Origin of the sequence: Gordonia rubripertincta, assembly GCF_038024875.1 — a bacterium.
Classification (GTDB): Bacteria; Actinomycetota; Actinomycetes; order Mycobacteriales; family Mycobacteriaceae; genus Gordonia; species Gordonia rubripertincta.
The window spans coordinates 3,623,776-3,644,799 of record NZ_CP136136.1; the positions used below are offsets into that span (position 1 = coordinate 3,623,776).

A 21,024-nucleotide genomic window follows, 5' to 3' on the forward strand; every position below is an offset into this window, starting at 1 on the left:
GGGTTCCACTGGCAAAACCGTGGTAGGAGTCCTGTCACGTACTCGACCATGTCGGGTGGGGGTCAGCGTCGCAGCCCCTTGCCGTGCGCGAACTCCGCGGGGCGTCCCGAGGACTGCCAGCCGTGCCAGTTCTCCCGGTGCAGGCACATCACCTTCTCGTGCAGCCGGCGGAACCTCGGGGAGATCCGGCGCACGGTCTCGACGAGTGTCACGGCCGGCAACCGCAGCAGGATCAGCGCGAGGCCCGGGATCGGGTTGGGCATGTCGTAGCGGAAGCGCGTCGTCGGCATCATGTAGATCGTCGAGTAGGCGGCATACATCATGGCGTTGTACCTGCCGCGGATCCGCTCGAGGCCTGTCGAGCTCTCGTTGGCGAACGCGGCCGGGAAAGACTCGATGAGTTCGGCGCCGTCGGCGCCCGCGTCGAAGCTGCGGGTGGTGTTGACGAACGCCAGGAGTCGCAGCGAGTCGGCGATGGTCTCGGGGAACCACTGGGTTCGCACGCCGAGGAGATGTCCGAGGTAGCGCTGGTAATGCAGCAGCACCCGGATCTCCCGCGGTGTGGTCTGGACCCCGGTCAGCCACAGCGCCGACGCCGGGACGACGCTGCCGCCGAGCAGGGTCAGCAACTGATACGACTGGCTGATCGGCTCACCCCACCGTTCGACGTCCCATTCGGGGTGCTTCGCGAGGTGCGTCGAACCCACACATGCATTACGCGGACCCGCATCGCCGTCGCCCGGCCGGCCGATCCCGGGGTCAGCAGCGCGCCGGGCTGTGAGACGTCGATCCAGAACCGGGCCGTCTCCAGGAAGCGGCGCAGCGCGTTGTCGCCGGCGTACCCGCCCGCCAGCGACAGCGGTTTGGCGACCGCGGCCTCGGTGTACATCTCGAGCGTGATCCCGCCGGCGACACTGAACAGGCCGGTGCCCCAGCGGCGCCAGATCGCCTCGCCCTCGGCGATGAGCTGCGGATCGACCCAGTCGGGAACGGTCTCGAACTCCTCGAACAGTTCGACGAGTGCGGGCGGCGGGTTCTCGACGCTGTGGAGGCCATCGGTCAGGGCCTTGTCCAGCAGTGTGCGTGCGGCTTCGGGGCCGAGCGTGCCGTAGACCTCGTCGACGAACCGCTCGGCCACCGGGTCGGTGCGGAACATGTCCTCGGCGAAGGTGCGCAGCTGTTCGGGCTCGGGGTAGAGGTCCTTGCCGGTGACTCTACGGACCAGGGCCCGCGCACGGCGGAGCGTCCGGTTCGACATCGCGGCGTCGTAGGTGACCGCACTCGGGAAGCCGGGAGCGTCGTCGGTCGGGCGACTCGGCAGCATTGCGGACACGGGAACCCCCAACTATTGAGACGAATCGTTCCATGTGTATCACTCCGAGGTTGCGCCGCGCACGCCCGCCCTTGACCTGAAGTTCACTTGAGGTTGCACGGTGAGGACGTAGTCGTCACCGCCCAACGAGGAGATCCAATGCGCCAGGTGCTACCCGACCTCTGGGAGACAACCACCGACAACCCGTTCCCCGGCCTCACCACCCATGCCTATCTGTGGACGTCCGGGCGCAACGCGCTGTTCTACTCGATGGCGTCGGACGCCGAGTTCGACGACCTGGCGAAGTTGGGCGGTGTCGACGACCAGTACCTGTCCCATCACGATGAGGCCGGCCCGATCCTCGGTTGTATCGAAGACCGGTTCGGGGTGACGCTGCACGCCCCAGCGCCCGAGATCGAGCGGATCGGTCAGTTCGCACGCGTGGACATCGCGATCGCGGAACGGTACGTCGACGACAACGGGGTCGAGGTGATCCCGACGCCGGGGCACACGCCCGGCAGCACCTGCTACCTGGTGCCCGGCGACGACGGCCTGCGGTATCTGTTCACCGGGGACACCCTGTATCTGAGCGCATCCGGGGAATGGACCGCCGGATACCTCCCGTTCAGCAACGCAAATACCCTCGCGGAGAGCCTGCATCTGCTGGCGACTCTCACTCCCGACGTGGTCATCTCGAGCGCATTCGCCGGGGAGTCGGCGGTGAATCGTGTTGCTGCGCAGAACTGGTCGGGCCACATCGAGCAGGCGCTCGAGAGATTGGCAATCGCGTCCGGAACAACACATTGATGTGCCGGTGATCTCCTGGTGAGGCCCTGTGGAGCTTTCCTGCGCGACGACGGATTCGTGGGTAACATCGAACATGCATTCGAACCACGGAATTGGGGGTGACCGTCGTGGCCGTTGCCGCAACTGTCGACGCCGCCGACCCGGCACCCTCTGACGCGGTCGTGATCATCGAGCAGATGCACGCCCTCGCCGACCGGTTGCAGAATGCTGACCTCTCGCGATTGTCGGATGTCGAGGTCGGCCAGGTGGCCGCCGAGAACGAGCGTCTGATCGCCCGCCTGGCTTACGCCGGCAACCAGCAGATCGTCGAGGTCGAGAACCGCAACATTGCCCGAAAGACCGGTCACCGCAGCATCATTCAATACATGCAACACCGCCTGCGGATCGCCTTCCCCGGCCGACGCCACGCCGAGGTGAAAGCCACCGCCACCTACACCGACCTCACCACCGGACAACCACTCGAACCCGAACTGCCCACGCTTGCCCGAGAGTTGGCCGACGGCCGGGTGGGGTCTGCCCACGTTCATGCGGTGATGGACGTCGTGGACCAGATCCCACATGCCGTCCCACACGATGTGCGCGCCGCCGCCGAACAAACCCTCGCCGAATACGCCGCCACGCTCACACCTGCTGAGATCGGTCAGGTCGGGGCCCGCCTGCTGGCACACCTCGACCCCGACGGAACCCTCACCGACCACGACGACCGCGCACGCCGCCGTAACCTGCAGGTGAACCGGCAACGCGCCGACGGGACCTCCAAACTCATCGCCAACCTCACCCCTCTGGCGAGGGCGCGGGTCATGACTTTTCTGGCAGTCTGGGCCCGACCGGGCATGAACAACCCCACCGATCCTGAATCGCCGTGCGGTTCGATCGAGGACGCCGACCCCGAGGTGGTCGCAGCAGCAGCCGACCGCGACCACCGCACCCCCGCACAGCGCAATCACGACGCCCTCAACGCACTGCTGGAAGCGGTGTTCGACGACGGAATGCTCGGCAAGACCCACCGAGGGCTGCCGGTCCAGCTGATCGCCAAAGCCGAGCTCGCCGACCTCATCCGCGAAACCGGGTTCGCCACCAGCGCCGACGGCACCCTCATCCCCATCGCAGACCTCATCGCCATCGGAGCCGACGTGCAGCCCTGGTTGGCGGTGTTCAAAGACGCCACAGCGGTCCCGCTGTACTTCGGACGCGGCAAACGACTCGGCACCATGGAACAGCGGCTCGTCTCGTTCGCCAGACCGGACGGCGAGATGTGCTCCAGCCCGGACTGCGACATGCCCACCGCACACGTGGAAATGCATCACGCCCACACCGATTGGGGTGATGGCGGATTCACCGACATCGACAACCTCACTCCGGCCTGCACCCGCCACCACCACATGGTCGGTGATCAACCCGGTCAATACTCGACCCGGATGATCGCCGACGGGTCCGACGAAGGCAGATGTTCTTGGCAGTTGAACGCCGAACCAGGGGCGCCACCCAACCCCGAACGCATCAACCGGCGGCCCGACATGGCCCGACGGTTCAACGAAGTCCTCACCGACATTCGTGACGAGATCCACGGACAACCCGAACCGTTGTCCGTCGATGCACCACGCCCACAACTACGGCAGGTCATCGATCTGCAGGAGGCGTCACCCGCCGAACTCGCCATCGCATCGGTGTTGCTGAACACTGCCTACCGGAAATGAGAACCGGTGGCGGTCAGTCGAACAGGCGCCGGAACACGTTGGTCTCGGCGAGATCGACCAGCTCGTCGCCCCGGCCTGACAACACGGTGCGCAGGGCGTAGAGGGTGAATCCCTTGGCCTGCGCGGCGGTGATGGTCGGCGGGATCGACAATTCCTGTCGGGCCGTCGTCACGTCGAGCAGCGCCGGGCCGTCGTGAGCCAGGAACTCGTCGATGGCACCGGCGAGATCGTCGGGCTGCTCGACCTTGCGTCCACGGATTCCGACGGCCTCGGCGAGTTTCGCGAAATCGGGGTTCTCCAGATCGGTCCCGTAGTTGACGAACCCGGCCGCCTTCATCTCCACCTCGACGAAGTTCAGCGAGGAGTTGTTGTAGACGACGATCTTCACCGGCAGTTTGTTCTGGGTGATGGTCAGAAGCTCGCCCAGAAGCATCGCGAGTCCGCCGTCGCCGGCGAGTGCGATGATCTGGCGCCCCGGAAAGGCGGTTTGCGCGCCGATGGCCTGCGAGACCGCATTCGCCATCGACCCATGGGTGAACGAACCGATCAGGCGGCGGGCGCCGTTCATCACCAGATACCGCGCCGCCCACACGACCGGAGAGCCGACGTCGGGGATGAACACGGCGTCTGCACTGGCTTTCTCGCTGATCAGCCGGGTGAGGTACTGGGGGTGGATGGGTGCCCGGTTACGGTCGTTGTCGGCCAGTTCGTCCAGACGCCGACGTGCCTTGGTGTAGTGGGCGAGCGACGTCGTCAGGTGTTCTGGGTCGCGGCCGGTCGAGATCAGCGGGAGCAGCGCGCGCACGGTGTCGCCGACGTCGCCGACCAGCGGTACGTCGACCGGGCAGCGACGTCCGATCTGTTCGCCGCGGATGTCGACCTGGATGATGGTCGCCTTGGACGGGTAGAACTGCTGATACGGGAAGTCGGTGCCCAGCATCAGCAGGGTGTCGCACTTCTCGATCGCGCGATAGCCCGACGAAAAGCCCAGCAGCCCGGTCATTCCCACGTCGTACGGGTTGTCGTACTCGATGAATTCCTTGCCCCGCAACGCATGCACGATCGGGGCCTGTAGCGCGCGGGCCAGCCCGACGACCTCATTGTGGGCGCCCTGCACGCCGGCACCGGCAAGGATGGTGACGCGCTGGGCAGCGTTGAGCGTGTCCGCGGTGCGGGCCAGGTCGGCATCGGTGGGCCGCACGACGCGCGGCACGTGCCGGATCGGGGCTCCCGCACGGCGTTTGGGGCACGGTTTGAGGAACAGCTCGCCGGGGATCACGAGCACTGCCACGTCGCGTCGCTCCACCGCGGTCCGCAACGCCACGTCGAGCAGTCGCGGCATCTGGTCGGGGGTGCTCACCATCTCGCAGAAGGCACTGCATTCACGGAATAGCTGTTCGGGGTGGGTCTCCTGGAAGTAACCGCTGCCGATCTCGGGTCCGGGGATGTGGGCCGCGATCGCGAGCACCGGGACGCGGCTGCGATGGGCGTCGAAAAGCCCGTTGATCAGGTGGAGATTGCCGGGACCGCAACTGCCCACGCAGACCGCGAGCTCGCCGGTGAGAGCAGCCTCGGCGGAGGCAGCGAAAGCAGCGGCTTCCTCGTGGCGGACGTGCTGCCAGGTGATGGCCTCGGTGGTGCGCAGAGCGTCGGTGAGCCCGTTGAGGGAATCGCCCGGAAGTCCGTACACACGCTGCACTCCGGAACGTTCGAGCTCTTCGACGATCCTCTCGGCGACTGTTGTCGACATGGTGATCCATTCGGTCGAGTCCGTGTGAACCCCGACTATAGACGCGACGCCAGCGGTACCGACCTGGTTCAACTTTCGTGCGCGATGATTCGCCGCGTGGCGTTCGGTTTCGCCGATGACACCAGCTGTCCGGCGCAGCGCGGTGAACCACCGTAGAGACTCCGTCGACCTCCTCAGCGGCGGACGCCTCATCCCGGCGTCGCCGTGAGTGTTTCGATGCGCTACGACGATTTCAGGCCCCACTCCACCCGGAAACCCATGACATCGAGAACTTCTCCAAGGATCGCGTCGTCGCAGGGTCTCGTCGTCATCCCACGGACTCGGCGACCTCGCCCGACGACTCGGACCTGTGCTGGCGGGGTAGCCCCGGCGCCTGTGGATGCCGCCGGGCTGTGGATGGCGTCGTCGGCCACGACGCTTCTCGTCGGGGTCCGTCGTCACAGTGGATCGCACCACGCCGGGCGGCGTGGGCCTCGTGTTCTGCGAGGTGAATCGACACACGGGAGTCGCTCATGAAAGTCCTCACCGCCACCTCCTCCGGTGCCACCCGAGAGGATGACTTCTGCCACGCCGTCGAGGGCGAGATCGTGCTGCCGTCGGTGGTGTGCGATTCCCGGACCTGCGGATGCGACCGCGCGTTCGGCGGGCTCAACACTCACCAGGCCACCACGACGATCATGGTCCGCGACCTCGACCTGACCGTCGAGGATCTGGTGGCGGCCGCCTTCGGATATCTGGAGTCCGCAGGATGGGCCGATCTGCTCAGGTCCGATGTCGTGCCCGAGGAGCCGGCGGACCCGGTTGCGGCATACGCCCTCGAGCTCTTGGTGCCGACCCTGGTGCTGGCCGCACAACTCGATCCCGGTGTCATCATCCGGGTCGCCTACAACCGCAGAGCCGACGTGTGGGAGTACGCCTTGGCGAGCTGATCATCACGTCTGCTCACCGGCAGACCCATTTCGGTGATGCGTCCTCGGTCGAGGTCGCATCACCGAAACGAAGTCAGATGGACTCAGTTCTGGTGATCCGAGGTCACCGCGAGGTCCTTCGCGGCGTCGAACTCTGCCCGGAGGGTGTTCAGCCGGGCGTCGGCGAACTCGAGCGAGTCCGACCCCAGGAGCTGGTGCAGCGGCGCGTGGCCCTCCACGGCGACGGTGATGATGGCCGCCGCGGCGCGGACCGGATCGCCCAACTGGGTGCCCGGCATGGCCTGGTGTGCCCGGGTCATCTCGCGGATGGAGGGGTAGGCGTCGACCGTGGACGCGGGCAGCCCGAGCGAGGTGGGACGCAGGAAGTCGGTCCGCAGGTACCCGGGTTCGATCAGGTTGACGGCGATGTCGAAGTCGGCGACCTCGGCGGCCAGCGACTCGGTGAGGCCCTCCAGTGCGAACTTGCCTGAGCTGTACAGGCCCCAACCGGGAAACGTGGTCAGGCCGAGGATCGACGACACGTTGATGATGTGGCCACCGCGGCGTGCCCGCATGTGAGGGAGCGTTGCCCGCAGCACGTTCCAGACCCCGAAGATCTGGACGTCGAACATGTCGCGGGCCTCGGCGTCGGTGACCTCCTCGACTGCGGCGAGGAAGCCGTAGCCCGCATTGTTGACCACCACGTCGATGCGGCCGAACCGATCCTGCGTCGCCGCGACCGCAGCGGCGACCTCGGCTTCGTCGGCGAGCGACACCTGCAGGGGGAGAAAGCGACTCGTGTCGATGCCGGTGAGGGCCTCGGTCAGTCGATCCGTCGAGCGTGTGGTGGCGGCGACGTTCTCACCGCGCTGCAGCAGTTGCGTGACCAGCTCCAGGCCGAGGCCGCGCGAGGCGCCGGTGACGAACCAGGTGGCCGGACGATCGGTGGGGTAGCTCATGATTGCCTCCTGTGTGTCCCGGCTCGTCTCTCGAGCCGGTGACACCAGAATGGCGCCGCGAAAGACACTGTGGGACGCCATAACTGACCACCGCGAACCCAGGGCTGGACAACCTAGGACTGAAAGACCCAGGCACGGCCCGCGGATGGCGCGCATGATGGTGGTCATGGCCGATCTGAATCGAGAACTCGCGGACTTCCTCCGCCGTGCTCGGGCCGCGCGCGATCCGCAGGAGGCAGGCCTCCCCGACGACGGGCGGGTTCGCCGCGTCAGGGGACTGCGACGCGAAGAGGTGGCCGTGCTCGCCGGGGTGTCCACCGACTACTACACGCGCCTGGAGCAGGGCCGGCGCATCGTCCCGTCGACGCAGGTCATCGATGCGATCGCGCGTGCCCTCGGACTCGACGACGTGGGCCACACCCACCTGCACGACCTCGTCTCGGTGACTCGGGCTCCGCGCACCGCCGCACGCTCGCGCTCTGCGGTGCAGCGCGTGCGACCCGGACTGCGCCGGTTGCTCGATTCGCTCGACGCGCATCCCGCGCTGGTCCTCGGCCGCCGGACCGAGATCCTGGGGGCCAACCGGATGGCGTGTGCGTTGTTCGCCGACTTCGAGCGCATGCCCGGACGCGAACGGAACTACGCCCGCTGGATGCTGCTGTCCGACGACGCGCGCAACCTCTTCGTGGACTGGGAGGTGCAGGCCCGCAACGCAGTAGAGGCACTCCGGCTCGAGGCCGGACGCGCCCCGGAGGATCGCGACCTCATCGAACTGGTCGGGGAGCTGTCGGTGTCGAGTCCGGAGTTCCGGCAGTGGTGGTCGGAACACCAGGTCCACCAGCGGACGTTCGGTTCGAAGCGACTTGTCCACCCGATCGTCGGCGACCTCACTGTCGCTTTCGAGACCTTCGAGTTGCCCGGAGACAACGAACAGGCCCTGTACATCTACACGACCGAGCCGGGATCGACGTCCCGCCAGGCGATCGCGATCCTGGCGAGCTGGAGTCAGCCCGCGCGCGAACCGGAGTCCGAACCGTCGGACGGCTGAAGTGCGCTCGCCGGGACGCGCCCGCTGAAGCACATCAGGATGTCGCGGATCGGTGCCTCGACGACCTGACCCGACCCGGCTGCGAAGTCGACGTCGGTGGCCTCGAACCGGAGCCCGCGGTTGCGGCGTCGGGCGAAAAACGGGAAGACGACATCCCAGATCTCCTGTGCCGCGGCCGCGGCGGCGTCGACCGGCATCGGACGATCGATCCCGAGCGGAACGGCGATGTCCTGGCCGTGGAGGAGGGAATCGATGAGGGGCGCCCGCTCGTTGGTCGCGAACGGGTGACGTCGTGAGCCGACCATCGCGCGGAGTTTGTCCGCGGCCTCGGGCGGTGGTGTCTGATCGCGGACGGCCATCTCGCGGATCATCGTGTTGAACCGGAAGCCGTACCGAACGGCTGCCGGGATGACCTGGCGGGCGCCCGCGTGTGACTGGGTGAGATGCACTGCGACGTCGCGGACCGTCCATCCGGCGCAGAGCGACGGCGTCGCGAGTTGTTCTTCGGACAGGGATTCGATCAGTGTGGCGAGGTCGATCCGCTGCTCGTCGATGTGCTTCCACAGGGTGTCACTGTCCATGACGGGCTCCCGTTCCGAAGTGGTCAGGATACCTGACCATATTAGTCAGGAATCCGTACTAAGGTCAACGGTGTGACCGACGAACGACCGGCCCTGGGCGTCCTGATGTTCGTGGCCCACCGGTCCATCGAACGGCGGGTCATCGCACGGCTCGCCGCCGCCGGGGCCGACGACATCACCCTCGCGCAGAGTCGCGTGGTGCAACGGCTCGCGCCCGAGCCGATGCGGCTGACCGACCTCGCCGAGCAGGCGGGTGTCACCAAGCAGACCGCCGGCGGCATCGTCGACCAACTCGAAGCCGCGGGATACCTCGTCCGCGTCCCCGACCCGTCGGACCGCCGGGCCCGGCTGGTGACTCTCAGCGACCGTGGCGTCGAGCTGTGTGAGATCGCGGCGCAGGAGGTCGAGGCCATCGAACAGGAGTGGCGCGATCACCTCGGCGCCGACGACTTCGCTGCTCTGGAGAAGTCGTTGATTCGTCTGCGTGAGGTCACCGACCCCTACTGCTGAATCCACTCGGTCGGCCGGCGGTCACGAGGTGACCGCCCGACGTTCGTACGTGCGGAGCGCGAGTCCGTACGACACCACGCCGATCCCCAGGCTCCAGGCGATCGCGGCGATCACGCTGCTCGTGGAAACCGTTGCGGCGGTGAGGGCTCCGCGGAGGACCTCGATCACCGGGGTGAACGGCTGGTATTGGGCGAACTGCTTGACCCCGACGGGCAACGAGTCGGCGGGAACGAAACCCGTGCTGAGGAACGGCATGATCGTCAAGAACATCGGCGAGTTGCTGGCGGTCTCGACGGTGTCCGCGGCGAGGCCGAGGTAGATCGCGAGCCAGATCAGGGCGATCGAGAACACCACGGTGATTCCCAGTGCGCCAAGCCATCCGGGTGGGTCGACGGTGGGACGGAAGCCGAGGGCGATCGCCACCGCGAGAACGACTGCGATGCTGAACAGCGCCTGGATGAGGCTGGCCAGGACATGGCCGACGAGTACCGACGACCGTCCGATGTCCATGGTGCGGAAGCGGTTGATGATTCCCGAGGTCATGTCCATCGCGACGACGATCGCCGAGCCCTGCACGGCTGACGCGATCGTCACCAGGATGATTCCGGGGACGACGTAATCGAGGTACGCGGCGCGCCCCGTGGCCCCGCCGGACGTGGTCATCCCGGCGCCGAGCTGCCCGCCGAAGACGAAGACGAACAGCAGCAGGAACACCACCGGCAGGCCGACGAGCATGATGGTCAGCGACGGATACTTGACGAGGCGTCGGAGGTTGCGGCGCAACATGACCCGGGAGTCGGACACGGCATAGGTGAGTGTGCTCATCACGCGGCGCCCGATGCATCGGTGTCGGTTTCGACGGGGTCCTCGGCCGGCGAGCCGGTGAGGGCGAAGAAGACGTCGTCGAGGGTGGGGGTGTGGACATGGACGTCAGCGACCTCGACGCCCGCGGCGTCGAACAGATTCAGCGTGGTGCGGATGGTGGAAACCGTGTCGTCGGTGGCGATGTCGAGCCGCCGCGACTCGAGAATCGGCCGCGCGGACGGGAGGAGTCGCCGGGCCGAGTCGAAGGCATGGTCGTCGGCGAACGCCAGCCGCACCTCGGAATCGTGCACCCGCTTCTTCAGCTCCGCGGCGGTGCCCTCGGCGACAATGTGACCGTGATCGAGCACGGCGATGCGATCGGCGAGCTGGTCTGCCTCCTCCAGGTACTGGGTGGTGAGGAAGATCGTGACCCCGCCCGCGGCAAGGCCGGTGATGATGTCCCACAACACCCGTCGGCTTCGCGGGTCGAGCCCGGTCGTCGGCTCGTCGAGGAAGATGACGCGCGGGGTGGAGACGAGGGTCATCGCGAGATCGAGGCGGCGTCGCATGCCGCCCGAGTAGGTCGACACCGCCCGATCCGCGGCGCCGGTGAGGTCGAACTGGCTGAGCAGTTCCTCGGCTCGCCGCCGGCCGGCGACACGTCCCAGATGCCGGAGATCTGCCATGAGGGTCAGGTTCTCTCGGCCGGTGAACAGATCGTCGATGGCGACGTACTGGCCGGTGACGCCGATGATCGATCGCACCGCCCGGGCTGCGGTCACGGTGTCGTGGCCGTCGATGGTCACACTGCCGGAGTCCGCCGCAAACAACGTCGAGGCGATGCTCACCGTCGTCGTCTTACCCGAACCGTTGGGTCCCAGCAGGGCGGTCACCGAACCGGCCGGGACGGTCAGATCGATGCCGTTCAGAACCTGGTGGTCGCCATAGCTTTTCGTCAGTCCGCGGATGAGCATCTCGGCGCCGGGGGTCTCGCTGCGGGTCACGACCGTGGGCCTTCCGTCGAGGAGGCCGGGATCTCGCCGGCTGCGATCAGCACCTCGCGTTCCTTCTGCCACTCGGCGTACAGGGCCGGTATGCGGTTGGTGAGGAACTCGGTGAACGCCGCGATCTCGCTCAGGACGGCGCGGCGTTCCGGCGGAGCGTCGCGGAGGACCTCGAGTCCCTCACGGGCGAGCGCCCCCAGTTCCTCGTACTCGGCGTTGTCCATGCCGAGACCGCGGGCCGAGGTGATGTCGATCGAGATGCGGTCCATCCGTTCGCCGGTTGCGCGTGATCGCTTCACCTGGCCCACGGACTCCAACGTCGTGATGGCATTGGTGATCGCCGAGCGGCTTGCGAGCAAGGCATCGCTCAGCTCGGCGATGGTGGGGGCCGGCGGATCGCATACCGCCAGATATCCGAGGACTCGTCCGACCATCGGTGGATAGCTGTATCGGCGTGCGCAGAACCGCGCCATGTGATCGGCGAACGTCAGCTGAGCATCGAGTGCCATGCGTCACAGTGTGCGCGCATGCCTGAGATGACACAAATATGTGTCATCTAAACCGACTACCTGTCAGGCGTCCTGCGCGTCCAGCCTCGCGGCGACCCCGGCGGGGAAGCCGCCGGTGGCGATCGGCCCCCAGTGGGTCGGGGTGATGCGGATCAGCGACTTGCCCTGCAGACGCATCGCGGCGCGGTACTCGTCCCAGTCGGGGTGCTCTCCCGAGATGCTGCGGAAGTAGTCGACAAGGGCATCCTCGGCGTCCGGCATGTCGAGGACCTCGGCATCGCCGTCGACCTGGACCCAGGCGCCGTTGAACTCGTCGGACAGCACGACGACGCTCGCCACAGGGGTGCTGCGGAGGTTCGCGGCCTTCGCGCGGCCGGGGTAGGTCGAGATCACGATCCGCCCTTCCGCGTCGACGCCGCCCGTGACCGGGGAGAGCTGTGGCCCGCCGCTGGACCGGACGGTGCTGAGGATCATCTTGTGGCGTGGCCGGATGAACTCCAGCAGTGCTTCGCGGTCGACGGCATCGGCTTTCGCAACGGTTCTGGCCATGCCGACGACCCTACGCCGCTGCGATTCAGGGCAGAGCGGAGATCAGACCGGCGAGGATCGCCGACACCGGCGACTCCTGCTTCCCGTCGACGGTGATGTCGTTGTCGCTGTTGACCAGGATGATGATCGTCGTATCCGAGTCGTAGTCGTGGAACAGCGATGAGTTGAAGCCCGGGAAATCGCCGTCGTGACCCCACCAGCCGTCGCGGTTGCCGATACCGATGCCGTAGCCGGCGGTCGCGGTGTTCGGCGGGGGAGACGTCAGGATCGAGTCCCGTCGCAGTTGCTGCGTCGACGGATCGAGCACGCCCCGGCCGGTGAACAGGGCGTCACCCCAGCGCTGCAGATCGTCGAGGGTCGAGATCACCGCGCCGGCGGTGAAGGCGAAGGACGGGTTCCAGTTCGTGGAGTCGACCGTCGTGCCGGTCGGCTGCCCCTGGCTGGTCACGCCGTTGACGTGCGGGTCCGGGATCGCGACGGACCCGCCCGGCCACGATGAATCCTCCATGCCCAGCGGTCGGAAGATCCGCTCGTCGAAGGCGTCGCGAATCGGTTGGCGCAGCACCCTTTCGATGAGGAGCCCCAACATCACGTAGTTCGTGTTCGAGTACTGCCAGCCCGCCCCGGGTGCGAAGGCGGGCGGCAACGACTTCGCAGCGTCCACGAGTTCGTTTGGCGGCCAGTCGTATCCGGGATCGGCGAAGAACCTCTGCGTGAAGGTGTCGGACAGGGTGTACGACGGGATGCCGCTGGTCATGTCCGCGACCTGACGAACGGTCGCGTTCCCGTTGGGAGCTTCGGGGACGTACTTACTGATCGGATCGTCGAGGGAGACGCGCCCGTCCTGGACGAGCTGGAGCAGGATCGATGCGGTCATCGTCTTGGTGAGCGACCCGATGCGGGTGTGATCCGACGCGGTGATCGGCCGGTCCTGCCCCTCGACTGCGGTGCCGGCCGTGCCGGTCCAGATGCCCGCCGGTGAGATGACGCGAGCGATGACGCCCGGGAAGCCTCCCGAGGACCGAAGGTCGTCGAGTACCTGTTGGAAGGCCGCGCCGCTCTCGGCGGACACCGACGTCGGGATGGCGCTCGACCCCTCCGAAGCCGTCTGGGACGGCGAACAGGCGGCGATGCCCAGTACCGCGGCCACACCGCACACCAGAATTCGCAGGACAATGGGGCGCGCGGGGCGACGGGTCATCCTGCGATCCTTCCGCGCGACGACCGGAACAGCCAGCTCCCCGGGCAATCCGGCGCAGAATTCGCGCTGCCGGGTGTCAGGCGCGGTGCGCAAGGAGCGGAGCCACCGGGTAGATGGCGAGTGCGGTGGCGATCTTGGCCTCGATGGCGCGTTCGCGGTCCGCCGCGCCGAATCCGCCGGCGGTGGGCCGGTCGGGGATCGTGTCTCCGGAATCGACGATGCTCCAGGCCGATCCGGCCTCGACGAGAGACCGATGCTTGGTCGAGTAGTAGACCGGCATCGGCACGATCGCCACACCCGGGTCTCCCGCCGCCGCCGCGATGAGATGCGGGTGGAAACGCGTGCTGATCCAGGTGTTGCCCTGCCCGGCGGGCAGGCCGTCGAACCAGACATCGCGGAAGGTGATGATGCGCGCGCCGTCGAGACGTGAGCCGAGACGGTAGGGCACCTCGTAGTCGTGACCCGGGATTCCTTCGACGACGGTGACCGCCGATCCCGGGACCTCCCAGGCGTCGAGGGTGTCGTGGACGAATGCGGCGAGCGCTTCGGCGCCGGAACCGGTTGGTCCGGCGAACTTCTCGATGAGGTCCGACTGCAAGCAGAGCACCACGCCGCGGCCCTGCCCAGGTGTCTCGGCGGGTGCTTCGTCGCGGTAGACCGCCGGCTGCGGCCGGTGCAGCGCGAGCCAGGCGTCGTCGCCGGAGTGCCGCACGCCGACCGCACCCTCGAGCGCCTGGGCCGATGCGGTGTCGCGCACGTCGACGATGTCGAACGCACCCAGTGCCGTGAGCAGCGCCGTCCGCGCCGGTTCCTCGACCGTCGGCACCAGGCCCTGACCGGTGGCCACGAGCTTTGCCCCTGAGCGGCGGGAGACCGCCGCGGCCGCCACGAGCAGCGAGACGTGGTGCGGCCACACGCTGTTCACGTATCCGCCACCGAGCAGGTGGATGGTGGTAGCCGAGTGCAGCAGATCGATGCCGACCGTGAGACGCGGCGCCAGGCCGGCATCGAGGACCGCGCGTCCGACCCATGACCACGGGGCGACGGGTTCGGTGTCGGAGGCGTAGGTCGAGAGTTGCCACAGCGTGTCGACGACACGCAGATTCGGGTGCGCATCGCCCATCAGCGCGCTCGCCGATCCGGGACTGTGACAGTCCAGGATCACGGTCGCCTGGGGGCGGATACGTGCGAGGCGGTGCAGCCACGTGCGCGCGATGAGCTCGTCGCCGTAGTTGGGGTAGCCGGTCGGTGCGATCAGGTAGATGACCTCGCCGGAACCCAGCGCGCGAGCGACAGAGGACTCACCCGCCCGGCGTCGCGCCGATGCCTCCACCCGGCTCGCCAGCGCGCGAACACGCTCTACCCGCCCCCATTTCGTCATGGTGAGAGGTTACGGTGGCGGTCCGGCGGTGCCGCTCGGCGGTCGGGAGACCGGGCCACTCGGCGGCCCGGAGAGCTGAGACGCTCACGCGAACGTGGCCCGGAGGTAGGAGAGGACCGCAGCGGTGTCGGCCAGCGGCCCGCGGTAACCGAGATAGCCGTCGGGACGGATGACGAAGGCCGTCGACCCGTCCGGGCAGTATCCGGCGACGAAGCGGCTCTCGGTGTCGCGGAGAAGCGGCAGGTCCGTGCTGCCGACCTGCGCGGTCGGCGCGGCCACCACGTGGACGGTCATGAGCCCGCGGGCCGCCGTGGTCACCTCGGCGGCGAGGCTCTCGAGCACGGCCACGTCCTCGGCGCCCGCGGTGGCGTCGGCGTACAACACGAGAGCGTGGTCGACGCCGCTCAGCAACGAGTACAGCCGGAGCGGATGATTCACCGAATCACGACCGAGTCCGGCGGCATCCGGGGCCCGTTCACCCGCCCGCGGTGCGGCCGGCACCGATGGGACCGTCGAACCCGCGGTGATCGGGCTGCCCGCATACGAGATCAGCAGTTGGGCTTCGCGACGCGTCACGAACTCCACGTCGCTGGAGTCGGAGCCGATGCCCTCCCGCGCATCGCGGACCGTCCGTCCGACGACCTCTTCGCCGACCGGGCGTCGTTCCAGGTCATAGCTGTCGAGCAGGCCGGGAGCCGCATCACCGGCGACGGCGAGGGCCAACTTCCACGCAAGGTTGTGGGCGTCCTGCACACCGGTGTTCATGCCCTGAGCGCCGGTCGGCGGATGGATGTGTGCGGCATCCCCGGCCACGAACACCCTTCCGCGGCCATAGGAGTCGACGATCCGGTGGCTGATGCGGAACACCGACGACCACCGCAGATCGGACACGGTGGCGGGCTCGGGCGACAACCGGTCGACGACGGTCTGGATGTGCGACAGCTCGGGGGTGCGGGTGCCCTCGAAACCGTGGGCGACACCGTCGCCACCGTCGGCCGGACCGATCGCGAGTTCGTCGGGTACGAGCATCGACATGCGGTACCGGCCCCGTCCCGGCAGGGGAATGCACACGAGCAGATCGTCGGTCGTGCCGTCGGGTGCCTGGTGCATCGCGCGGATCGCGTAGCCGCGGGGCATCGACCAATCCACGGCGACGTCACCCAGCATGTACTGCTCGGCGAAGGCTCCGCCCTCGAAGCTCAGGCCCAGACCCTTGCGGACCGTGCTGTGTGCACCGTCGGCGCCAACCAGATAGGCCGCGCGAACGGAGGTCTCGGCGCCGGCCGCGTCGGTCAGGGCGACCGTCACCCCGTCGTCGTCCTGCACGAACGCCGAGACACGGACGCCGCGCTCGACCTGGGCGTCGAGGTCGGTGAGCCGGTCCCGCAGGACGCGTTCCGTGGCGTACTGCGGCAACAGGTGGAACCGGAAGGGCACATCGGCCGGCGTGACCAGGTCGATCCGTGACACCTGGGCACCGTTGACGAACACGTACTGTCCGCGCATCTCCATGCCCGCGTCCAGGATCGGTTCGATCACCCCCATGGCCTCGAACACCTCGAGCGTGCGGGGCTGAATACCAACGGCTTTCGCGTACTGGGGAGGCTCGAGGAGCGGATCGACGATCCGGACCCGTACACCTCGTCGGCGGAGTTCGATGGCGGCGGTCAGACCGATCGGACCGGCGCCCGCGACCAGTACATCGACGTCGTGCATATACGGAGACCCTTCGTTGTCCGGCGTCTGCGGTGTTCCCGGACCGGATTATTCGCCGAACGGCCGACACCGGTGCGGTACTCGGAAAATGTGGCACGGCATCGTCGCGGACTCAGCTCAGGATCGACGACGGTCCGAGGATCTCGGCTCCCAGCGCGCTGACCCGGGCGCGCAGCTCGCGGTCGGCGGTGACGACCACTCGACGACGGTCGGGGTGGTCGCCGACGACGTCGACGATCGTGTCGTCCCCCGACGCCGGGGCCTCGACGACCGTCACGTCGGGAACCGACGCGATCCCGCGCGCTCTGCCCTCCACGACGAGCACGACCTCGATCGGTCCGGTCAACGCGTCGAGACCGGGCTCGGCAAGTTGAGCGAGCCGATCCCGCAGCCGTTGCGCAGCACCCTTCCGGTCCCGCCACCAACCGTCCGGGACCGATCCGACGACGTTCGCCCCGTCGACGACGAGCAATGGGACATCTAGGCGGGATGGGGCCGGATCGTTCATGTCCCCATGAGCCCACGGTCGGCGTCGTCGCGCAAACCCGACGTCCCCCGACGGTGTGGCTCACGCCGCCGGAGCCTGGTCTCCACGAGCCACAGTCCCACTCCGGTGACCGGAAACGCCGCGCCGAGAACGCAGACGGCCGACCAGCCGAACGATGCGAAGACGAGAACCGACAGGATGCTGCCGACCGATCCAGCGGTGAAGTACATGGTCATGTATGCGGTGTTCAACCGACTCCGGGCATCTGGACGCAACGGGTAGAACACGCTCTGATTGGTGATGTGCGTGCCCTGGATTCCGAGGTCCAGGAGTGCGACACCGAGGCCCATCGCCACGATGGAACGCTCACCGGCGGCCAGCAGCAGGAAACTCGCTGCCGTCACGGCCAGCATGAGACCGGTCTGTGGGTGTCCGTATCCGCGGTCGACTCCTCGGCCGGCCCCTCGTGCGGCGAGTGCACCGGCGACCCCGGTGAGCGTGAAGAGCCCGATGCCGGCGTCCGACCAGTCGTATCGTGGCCCGGCGAGCACGAATCCGATGCTGGTCCACACCACTCCGAACGACGCATAGGTCAGCATCCCGTAGCCGATCCTCCAGCGGAGCACCGGCTGATCGGCCACCAGGCGGACCACGGATCGCAGCAAGGCGCCGTAAGTCAGCTCGGTGGTCGGTGGACTGGTGGGCAGCGCGGCGACGGCGATGCCCGCGACCACCATCAGAACCGCGGCGGTCAGAAAGACCGTGCGCCAGCCGGCCGCCTCGGCGATCAGACCCGCGATGACTCGCGACATTAGTATCCCGAGCAACAGGCCGGTCATCACGTTCCCGATGACGCGCCCACGTTCGGCCTCCGCGGCAAGTGTCGCGGCGAGGGGGACGAGAAGCTGGCCGACGACCGAGCCCGTGCCGACCAGGACCGCAGCGGATGCGAGCACCTGCCAGGACGGCGCACATGCCATGATGGCCAGACACACGCCTGTTCCGAACAGCAACGCCCACAGCAACTTCCGTCGATCCAGGAGGTCGCCGAGCGGTACGAGCAGGGCCAGGCCGATCGCGTAGCCGATCTGGCTTGCCGTCACGACAAGTCCCACGCTCGTGGTCGAGGCTTCGAGATCGTTCGCGATCAGGGCGACGATGGGCTGCGCGTAGTAGCTGTTGGCGACGACGAGTCCGGATGCGAGTGCCATCAGGAGAACAGATCGCCGACTCAGCGAGTGGGTTGCTGTGGTGGGGATTGACATGCACCGATCGTTGCCAAGGCCTTTTCAGCTGTCCAACAGATAAAGCGGATTGTTTTAATCGACTGGACCGATCAATTGCGTGGTGGATACCATCCGCCGATGGAACTCCGGCAGTTAGAGCATTTTCTGGTGGTTGCAGACGAGGGGAACTTCACTCGCGCAGCAGCTCTCGTGCACATGTCGCAGTCGGCGCTCAGCTCCTCGATTCGATCTCTGGAGCGTCAACTGTCCGCAGAGCTGTTCGAGAGAACCACACGACGGGTGCTGCTCACCGACGCAGGCGTGGCGTTACGTGCTCACGCTCGGCGGATCATCGGTGAGGTCGCCGCTGCGCGCCTGGCGGTGGAATCCATCACCGGCGTCGAAGCGGGAACGATCGACATCGGAACCGTGCAGACCTTCACCGCGATCGACCTGCCCGCGACGATGGCGCTGTTCCATCGTCACCATCCGATGGTGCGGATGCGACTTCGCGAGGCGACCACCACCCCAACTCATCGAAGCGCTGATGGAAGGGGAACTGGATCTGGCATTCGTTGCTCTCGACGCGACGCCACTGCACACCTCCCTGACGGAGGTGGCGAGATACGACGAGTCGCTGATCGCGATAGCGGGCCCCGACCACCCGATCTCGATGAAACGCAGCGTCGACCTCGACGAACTCGCCGCACATGGCTTCATCGACTTCGAGGCCGGCCCCGGTCTGCAGACCGTTGTGGCGGACCTGTTCTCCGCCGCGCACGTCCAGCGCGAGATCACCTGTCGTGTCGGAGACATGGGTCGGTTGGTCGATCTCGTCCACCATGGTCTCGGTGTTGCTGTCGTACCGGCTCCGGTGGCGCACGCGGCGGACGGGGTGGTGGCCGTCGCGTTGGAGACGACCCCGCCGGCCACTCGGTCTCTGGCGTTGTTGTCGAGGACCGGAGGACCGAGCAATCCGGCTGCGAAGCGGTTTCTCGGCCTGCTCGACCATCCGCGCTGACCGGTGCTCGATCGACGCCGCGTCAACCGATGTCGCCGTGACAGAACCGGCCGTGGGGGTCGAGCGTCGCCTTGATCTCCAGGAGCCGACGGCGGTGCTCGGCGCTGTACGCATCGGCGGCGCGGGCGGCACGTTCGGCACCGGAGGTGAAGTTCAGATAGGTGGCACCGGTGACGTAGGGCGCGAGCTCGGTACGGGTCACCCGCAATGTGGATTCGACGGCGAGCGCCACATGGGGGTCGGGAACCATCGAGATCAGTTCGAGGAGAAACTGTCCGGAACGTGCTCGGTCGTTGGCCGCGCGGGCCGCACCGCGGGCGATCGCACCGCCGGCGTGGCGGATCTCGGCGGACACGATCAGCGGTGCCGACCCCGGTGCCGGACGAGCGCGTCCGGCGACGACAGCGATCGCCTCATCGTGCAGACCGTCGAACCACTCGGTGGTGACCATGACCGGCATCGGTTCGGTGGGATCCATGCTGATCGCGTCCACGGCGGCGAAGGGCATCTCGTCCCACAGATCGACCAGGGGGGTCCGCCAGTTTCGCCACCCGTCGACGATCGCCCGGCCGGTGGCGATGTCACCCGACCAGCACCCGCGGACCACCGCGAAACTGCCGCCGCGCAACGGCTCCGGGACGTCGTCGGTCGGCGGCAGATTCAGGATGGTGACCGCCGAGGTCAAGGCCTCCGCCTGGGCCGGTGCCCAGTCGCGGAACCGGCGCATGATCGCCTCGGCGTCGGCGGCCGGGTAGAAGAGGTTGCCCGCATACACCGTCCGCACTTCGGCGAGGGCGATCTCCATCGAGGTGACCACGCCGATACTGCCTGCGCCCCCGCCCTTCAACGCCCAGAAGATGTGCGGAAAACTCGCCTCGCTGACGCGGATCGGCGTCCCGTCGGGGGTCACGAGATCGAAGGCGCGCACGGCATCCGAAGCCAGGCCGAACCGCCGGCCGAGCCAACCGAAGCCGCCGCCGAGGGTGTACCCGACCGCGCCGACGATGCTCGCCGAACCCATCAGCGGTGCGAGGCCGTATGGAACCGCGGCGTCGAGCACTGCCTTCCAGGTTGCGCCGGCGGCGACGCGAGCGGTCCTCGTGACGGGGTCGACGGACACCGCGGTGAGACGGGACGTGTTGATGAGCAGGCCGCCGTCGGCCGGTACCCCGGTCCCGTGACCGGTTGCCTGGACCGTGACCCGCAGACCCTCCTCGGCGGCGAACCGCACGACCTCGACGACGTCGAAGTGGTTCTCGGGGACGGCGATCACCGACGGCCGGTGGATGACGAGCCGGTTGAATCCGGCGCGTGCCTCGCGGAAGCCCGCATCGCCGGGGCCGAGGACCTCGCCGGCGATCCGGTTTCGCAACTGTGCGAGCACCGAGGTGCGGGTGCGGACGATCAGCCGTTCGGGGCTGCCGGTCGGAGAGGTGGGTGTCGCTGTCATACGGTGAGTCCTCGAGGGTGGCCGGCTACGCCGGGCGGGCGGTCGGGTTTCCGGGCGGGCCGGGTTCGTCAGACCAGATTCACCGACGGTTCTTGACAGCGACT

Annotated in this window: 20 protein-coding genes and 2 pseudogenes; 7 read left to right on the forward strand and 15 right to left on the reverse strand. The window is 67.6% G+C overall.

Going from position 1 to position 21,024, the window contains the following annotated elements:
* Nucleotides 1-62: 62 nt before the first annotated feature.
* Nucleotides 63-1,333, reverse strand: a pseudogene (locus RVF83_RS16360) (oxygenase MpaB family protein).
* A 138-nt stretch (nucleotides 1,334-1,471) separates the two neighbouring features.
* Here RVF83_RS16360 and RVF83_RS16365 point away from each other — a divergent pair.
* Both RVF83_RS16365 and RVF83_RS16370 read left to right on the forward strand, forming a co-directional pair.
* Nucleotides 1,472-2,119 carry an MBL fold metallo-hydrolase gene (locus RVF83_RS16365; protein WP_005199417.1) on the forward strand — a complete coding sequence of 216 codons (648 nt, stop codon included), beginning with the start codon at nucleotides 1,472-1,474 and terminating at the stop codon, nucleotides 2,117-2,119.
* A 98-nt stretch (nucleotides 2,120-2,217) separates the two neighbouring features.
* Nucleotides 2,218-3,816, forward strand: a complete 1,599-nt coding sequence (locus RVF83_RS16370; protein WP_005199416.1) for an HNH endonuclease signature motif containing protein — start codon at nucleotides 2,218-2,220, stop codon at nucleotides 3,814-3,816.
* Nucleotides 3,817-3,829: 13 nt separating this feature from the next.
* Here RVF83_RS16370 and poxB read toward each other — a convergent pair whose 3' ends face one another.
* Nucleotides 3,830-5,566, reverse strand: a complete 1,737-nt coding sequence (gene poxB, locus RVF83_RS16375) for a ubiquinone-dependent pyruvate dehydrogenase (RefSeq protein WP_005199415.1) — start codon at nucleotides 5,564-5,566, stop codon at nucleotides 3,830-3,832.
* A 512-nt stretch (nucleotides 5,567-6,078) separates the two neighbouring features.
* Between poxB and RVF83_RS16380 the strand changes: the two genes are divergently transcribed.
* Entirely contained in the window at nucleotides 6,079-6,495 is a 417-nt protein-coding gene (locus RVF83_RS16380) for a DUF7715 family protein (protein ID WP_005199414.1), read from the forward strand.
* Nucleotides 6,496-6,578: 83 nt separating this feature from the next.
* Here the strand turns inward: RVF83_RS16380 and RVF83_RS16385 are convergent, their stop codons facing one another.
* Nucleotides 6,579-7,433: an SDR family NAD(P)-dependent oxidoreductase gene (locus tag RVF83_RS16385; protein ID WP_005199413.1), complete on the reverse strand. Its 855-nt coding sequence runs from the start codon at nucleotides 7,431-7,433 to the stop codon at nucleotides 6,579-6,581.
* A 166-nt stretch (nucleotides 7,434-7,599) separates the two neighbouring features.
* Here RVF83_RS16385 and RVF83_RS16390 point away from each other — a divergent pair, with 166 nt between their 5' ends.
* On the forward strand, nucleotides 7,600-8,481 hold the full coding sequence (locus tag RVF83_RS16390; protein WP_039880704.1) for a helix-turn-helix transcriptional regulator: 882 nt from the start codon (nucleotides 7,600-7,602) through the stop codon (nucleotides 8,479-8,481).
* Here the strand turns inward: RVF83_RS16390 and RVF83_RS16395 are convergent.
* Entirely contained in the window at nucleotides 8,439-9,062 is a 624-nt protein-coding gene (locus RVF83_RS16395) for a maleylpyruvate isomerase family mycothiol-dependent enzyme (protein ID WP_005199411.1), read from the reverse strand. The two genes, RVF83_RS16390 and RVF83_RS16395, sit on opposite strands and share 43 nt — an antisense overlap.
* Nucleotides 9,063-9,134: 72 nt before the next feature.
* Here RVF83_RS16395 and RVF83_RS16400 point away from each other — a divergent pair, with 72 nt between their 5' ends.
* Complete coding sequence (locus RVF83_RS16400; protein WP_005199410.1) at nucleotides 9,135-9,572, forward strand: MarR family winged helix-turn-helix transcriptional regulator; 438 nt, start codon at nucleotides 9,135-9,137, stop codon at nucleotides 9,570-9,572.
* Between the two features lie 21 nt (nucleotides 9,573-9,593).
* On the opposite strand, the gene RVF83_RS16405 is transcribed toward RVF83_RS16400, so the two are convergent.
* The 9 genes from RVF83_RS16405 to RVF83_RS16445 form a co-directional block, all read right to left on the reverse strand.
* A complete protein-coding gene (locus tag RVF83_RS16405; protein ID WP_039880689.1) occupies nucleotides 9,594-10,397 on the reverse strand; it encodes an ABC transporter permease in 804 nt (267 codons plus the stop codon).
* On the reverse strand, nucleotides 10,397-11,350 hold the full coding sequence (locus tag RVF83_RS16410; protein ID WP_039880701.1) for a daunorubicin resistance protein DrrA family ABC transporter ATP-binding protein: 954 nt from the start codon (nucleotides 11,348-11,350) through the stop codon (nucleotides 10,397-10,399). The genes RVF83_RS16405 and RVF83_RS16410 overlap by 1 nt, the downstream gene beginning before the upstream one ends.
* A 26-nt stretch (nucleotides 11,351-11,376) precedes the next feature.
* Complete coding sequence (locus RVF83_RS16415) at nucleotides 11,377-11,889, reverse strand: GbsR/MarR family transcriptional regulator (protein ID WP_005199407.1); 513 nt, start codon at nucleotides 11,887-11,889, stop codon at nucleotides 11,377-11,379.
* Nucleotides 11,890-11,952: 63 nt separating this feature from the next.
* Nucleotides 11,953-12,438, reverse strand: coding sequence for a PPOX class F420-dependent oxidoreductase (locus RVF83_RS16420; RefSeq protein ID WP_005199406.1), 486 nt, complete (start codon nucleotides 12,436-12,438; stop codon nucleotides 11,953-11,955).
* A gap of 25 nt (nucleotides 12,439-12,463) precedes the next feature.
* Nucleotides 12,464-13,639: a serine hydrolase domain-containing protein gene (locus RVF83_RS16425; RefSeq protein ID WP_005199405.1), complete on the reverse strand. Its 1,176-nt coding sequence runs from the start codon at nucleotides 13,637-13,639 to the stop codon at nucleotides 12,464-12,466.
* A gap of 76 nt (nucleotides 13,640-13,715) precedes the next feature.
* Entirely contained in the window at nucleotides 13,716-15,020 is a 1,305-nt protein-coding gene (locus tag RVF83_RS16430) for a polysaccharide pyruvyl transferase family protein (protein ID WP_005199404.1), read from the reverse strand.
* Between the two features lie 84 nt (nucleotides 15,021-15,104).
* On the reverse strand, nucleotides 15,105-16,736 hold the full coding sequence (locus tag RVF83_RS16435) for an FAD-dependent monooxygenase (protein ID WP_005199403.1): 1,632 nt from the start codon (nucleotides 16,734-16,736) through the stop codon (nucleotides 15,105-15,107).
* Nucleotides 16,737-16,848: 112 nt separating this feature from the next.
* Nucleotides 16,849-17,244 (reverse strand): hypothetical protein, encoded by a 396-nt coding sequence (locus tag RVF83_RS16440; protein ID WP_005199402.1) that lies wholly within the window; start codon nucleotides 17,242-17,244, stop codon nucleotides 16,849-16,851.
* Entirely contained in the window at nucleotides 17,241-18,434 is a 1,194-nt protein-coding gene (locus RVF83_RS16445) for an MFS transporter (protein WP_005199401.1), read from the reverse strand. Before RVF83_RS16445 ends, RVF83_RS16440 begins: the two co-directional genes overlap by 4 nt.
* A gap of 153 nt (nucleotides 18,435-18,587) precedes the next feature.
* On the opposite strand from RVF83_RS16445, the pseudogene RVF83_RS16450 reads away from it, so the two are divergent.
* Nucleotides 18,588-18,710: pseudogene (locus RVF83_RS16450) on the forward strand (LysR family transcriptional regulator); the annotation flags it as partial.
* A gap of 66 nt (nucleotides 18,711-18,776) precedes the next feature.
* Here RVF83_RS16450 and RVF83_RS16455 read toward each other — a convergent pair.
* Nucleotides 18,777-18,929, reverse strand: coding sequence for a hypothetical protein (locus RVF83_RS16455; RefSeq protein ID WP_341261957.1), 153 nt, complete (start codon nucleotides 18,927-18,929; stop codon nucleotides 18,777-18,779).
* 67 nt (nucleotides 18,930-18,996) lie between these two features.
* Here RVF83_RS16455 and RVF83_RS16460 point away from each other — a divergent pair, with 67 nt between their 5' ends.
* Entirely contained in the window at nucleotides 18,997-19,470 is a 474-nt protein-coding gene (locus RVF83_RS16460) for a LysR substrate-binding domain-containing protein (RefSeq protein WP_341261958.1), read from the forward strand.
* Between the two features lie 22 nt (nucleotides 19,471-19,492).
* On the opposite strand, the gene RVF83_RS16465 is transcribed toward RVF83_RS16460, so the two are convergent.
* Complete coding sequence (locus RVF83_RS16465; protein ID WP_005199399.1) at nucleotides 19,493-20,920, reverse strand: FAD-binding oxidoreductase; 1,428 nt, start codon at nucleotides 20,918-20,920, stop codon at nucleotides 19,493-19,495.
* Between the last annotated feature and the right edge of the window lie 104 nt (nucleotides 20,921-21,024).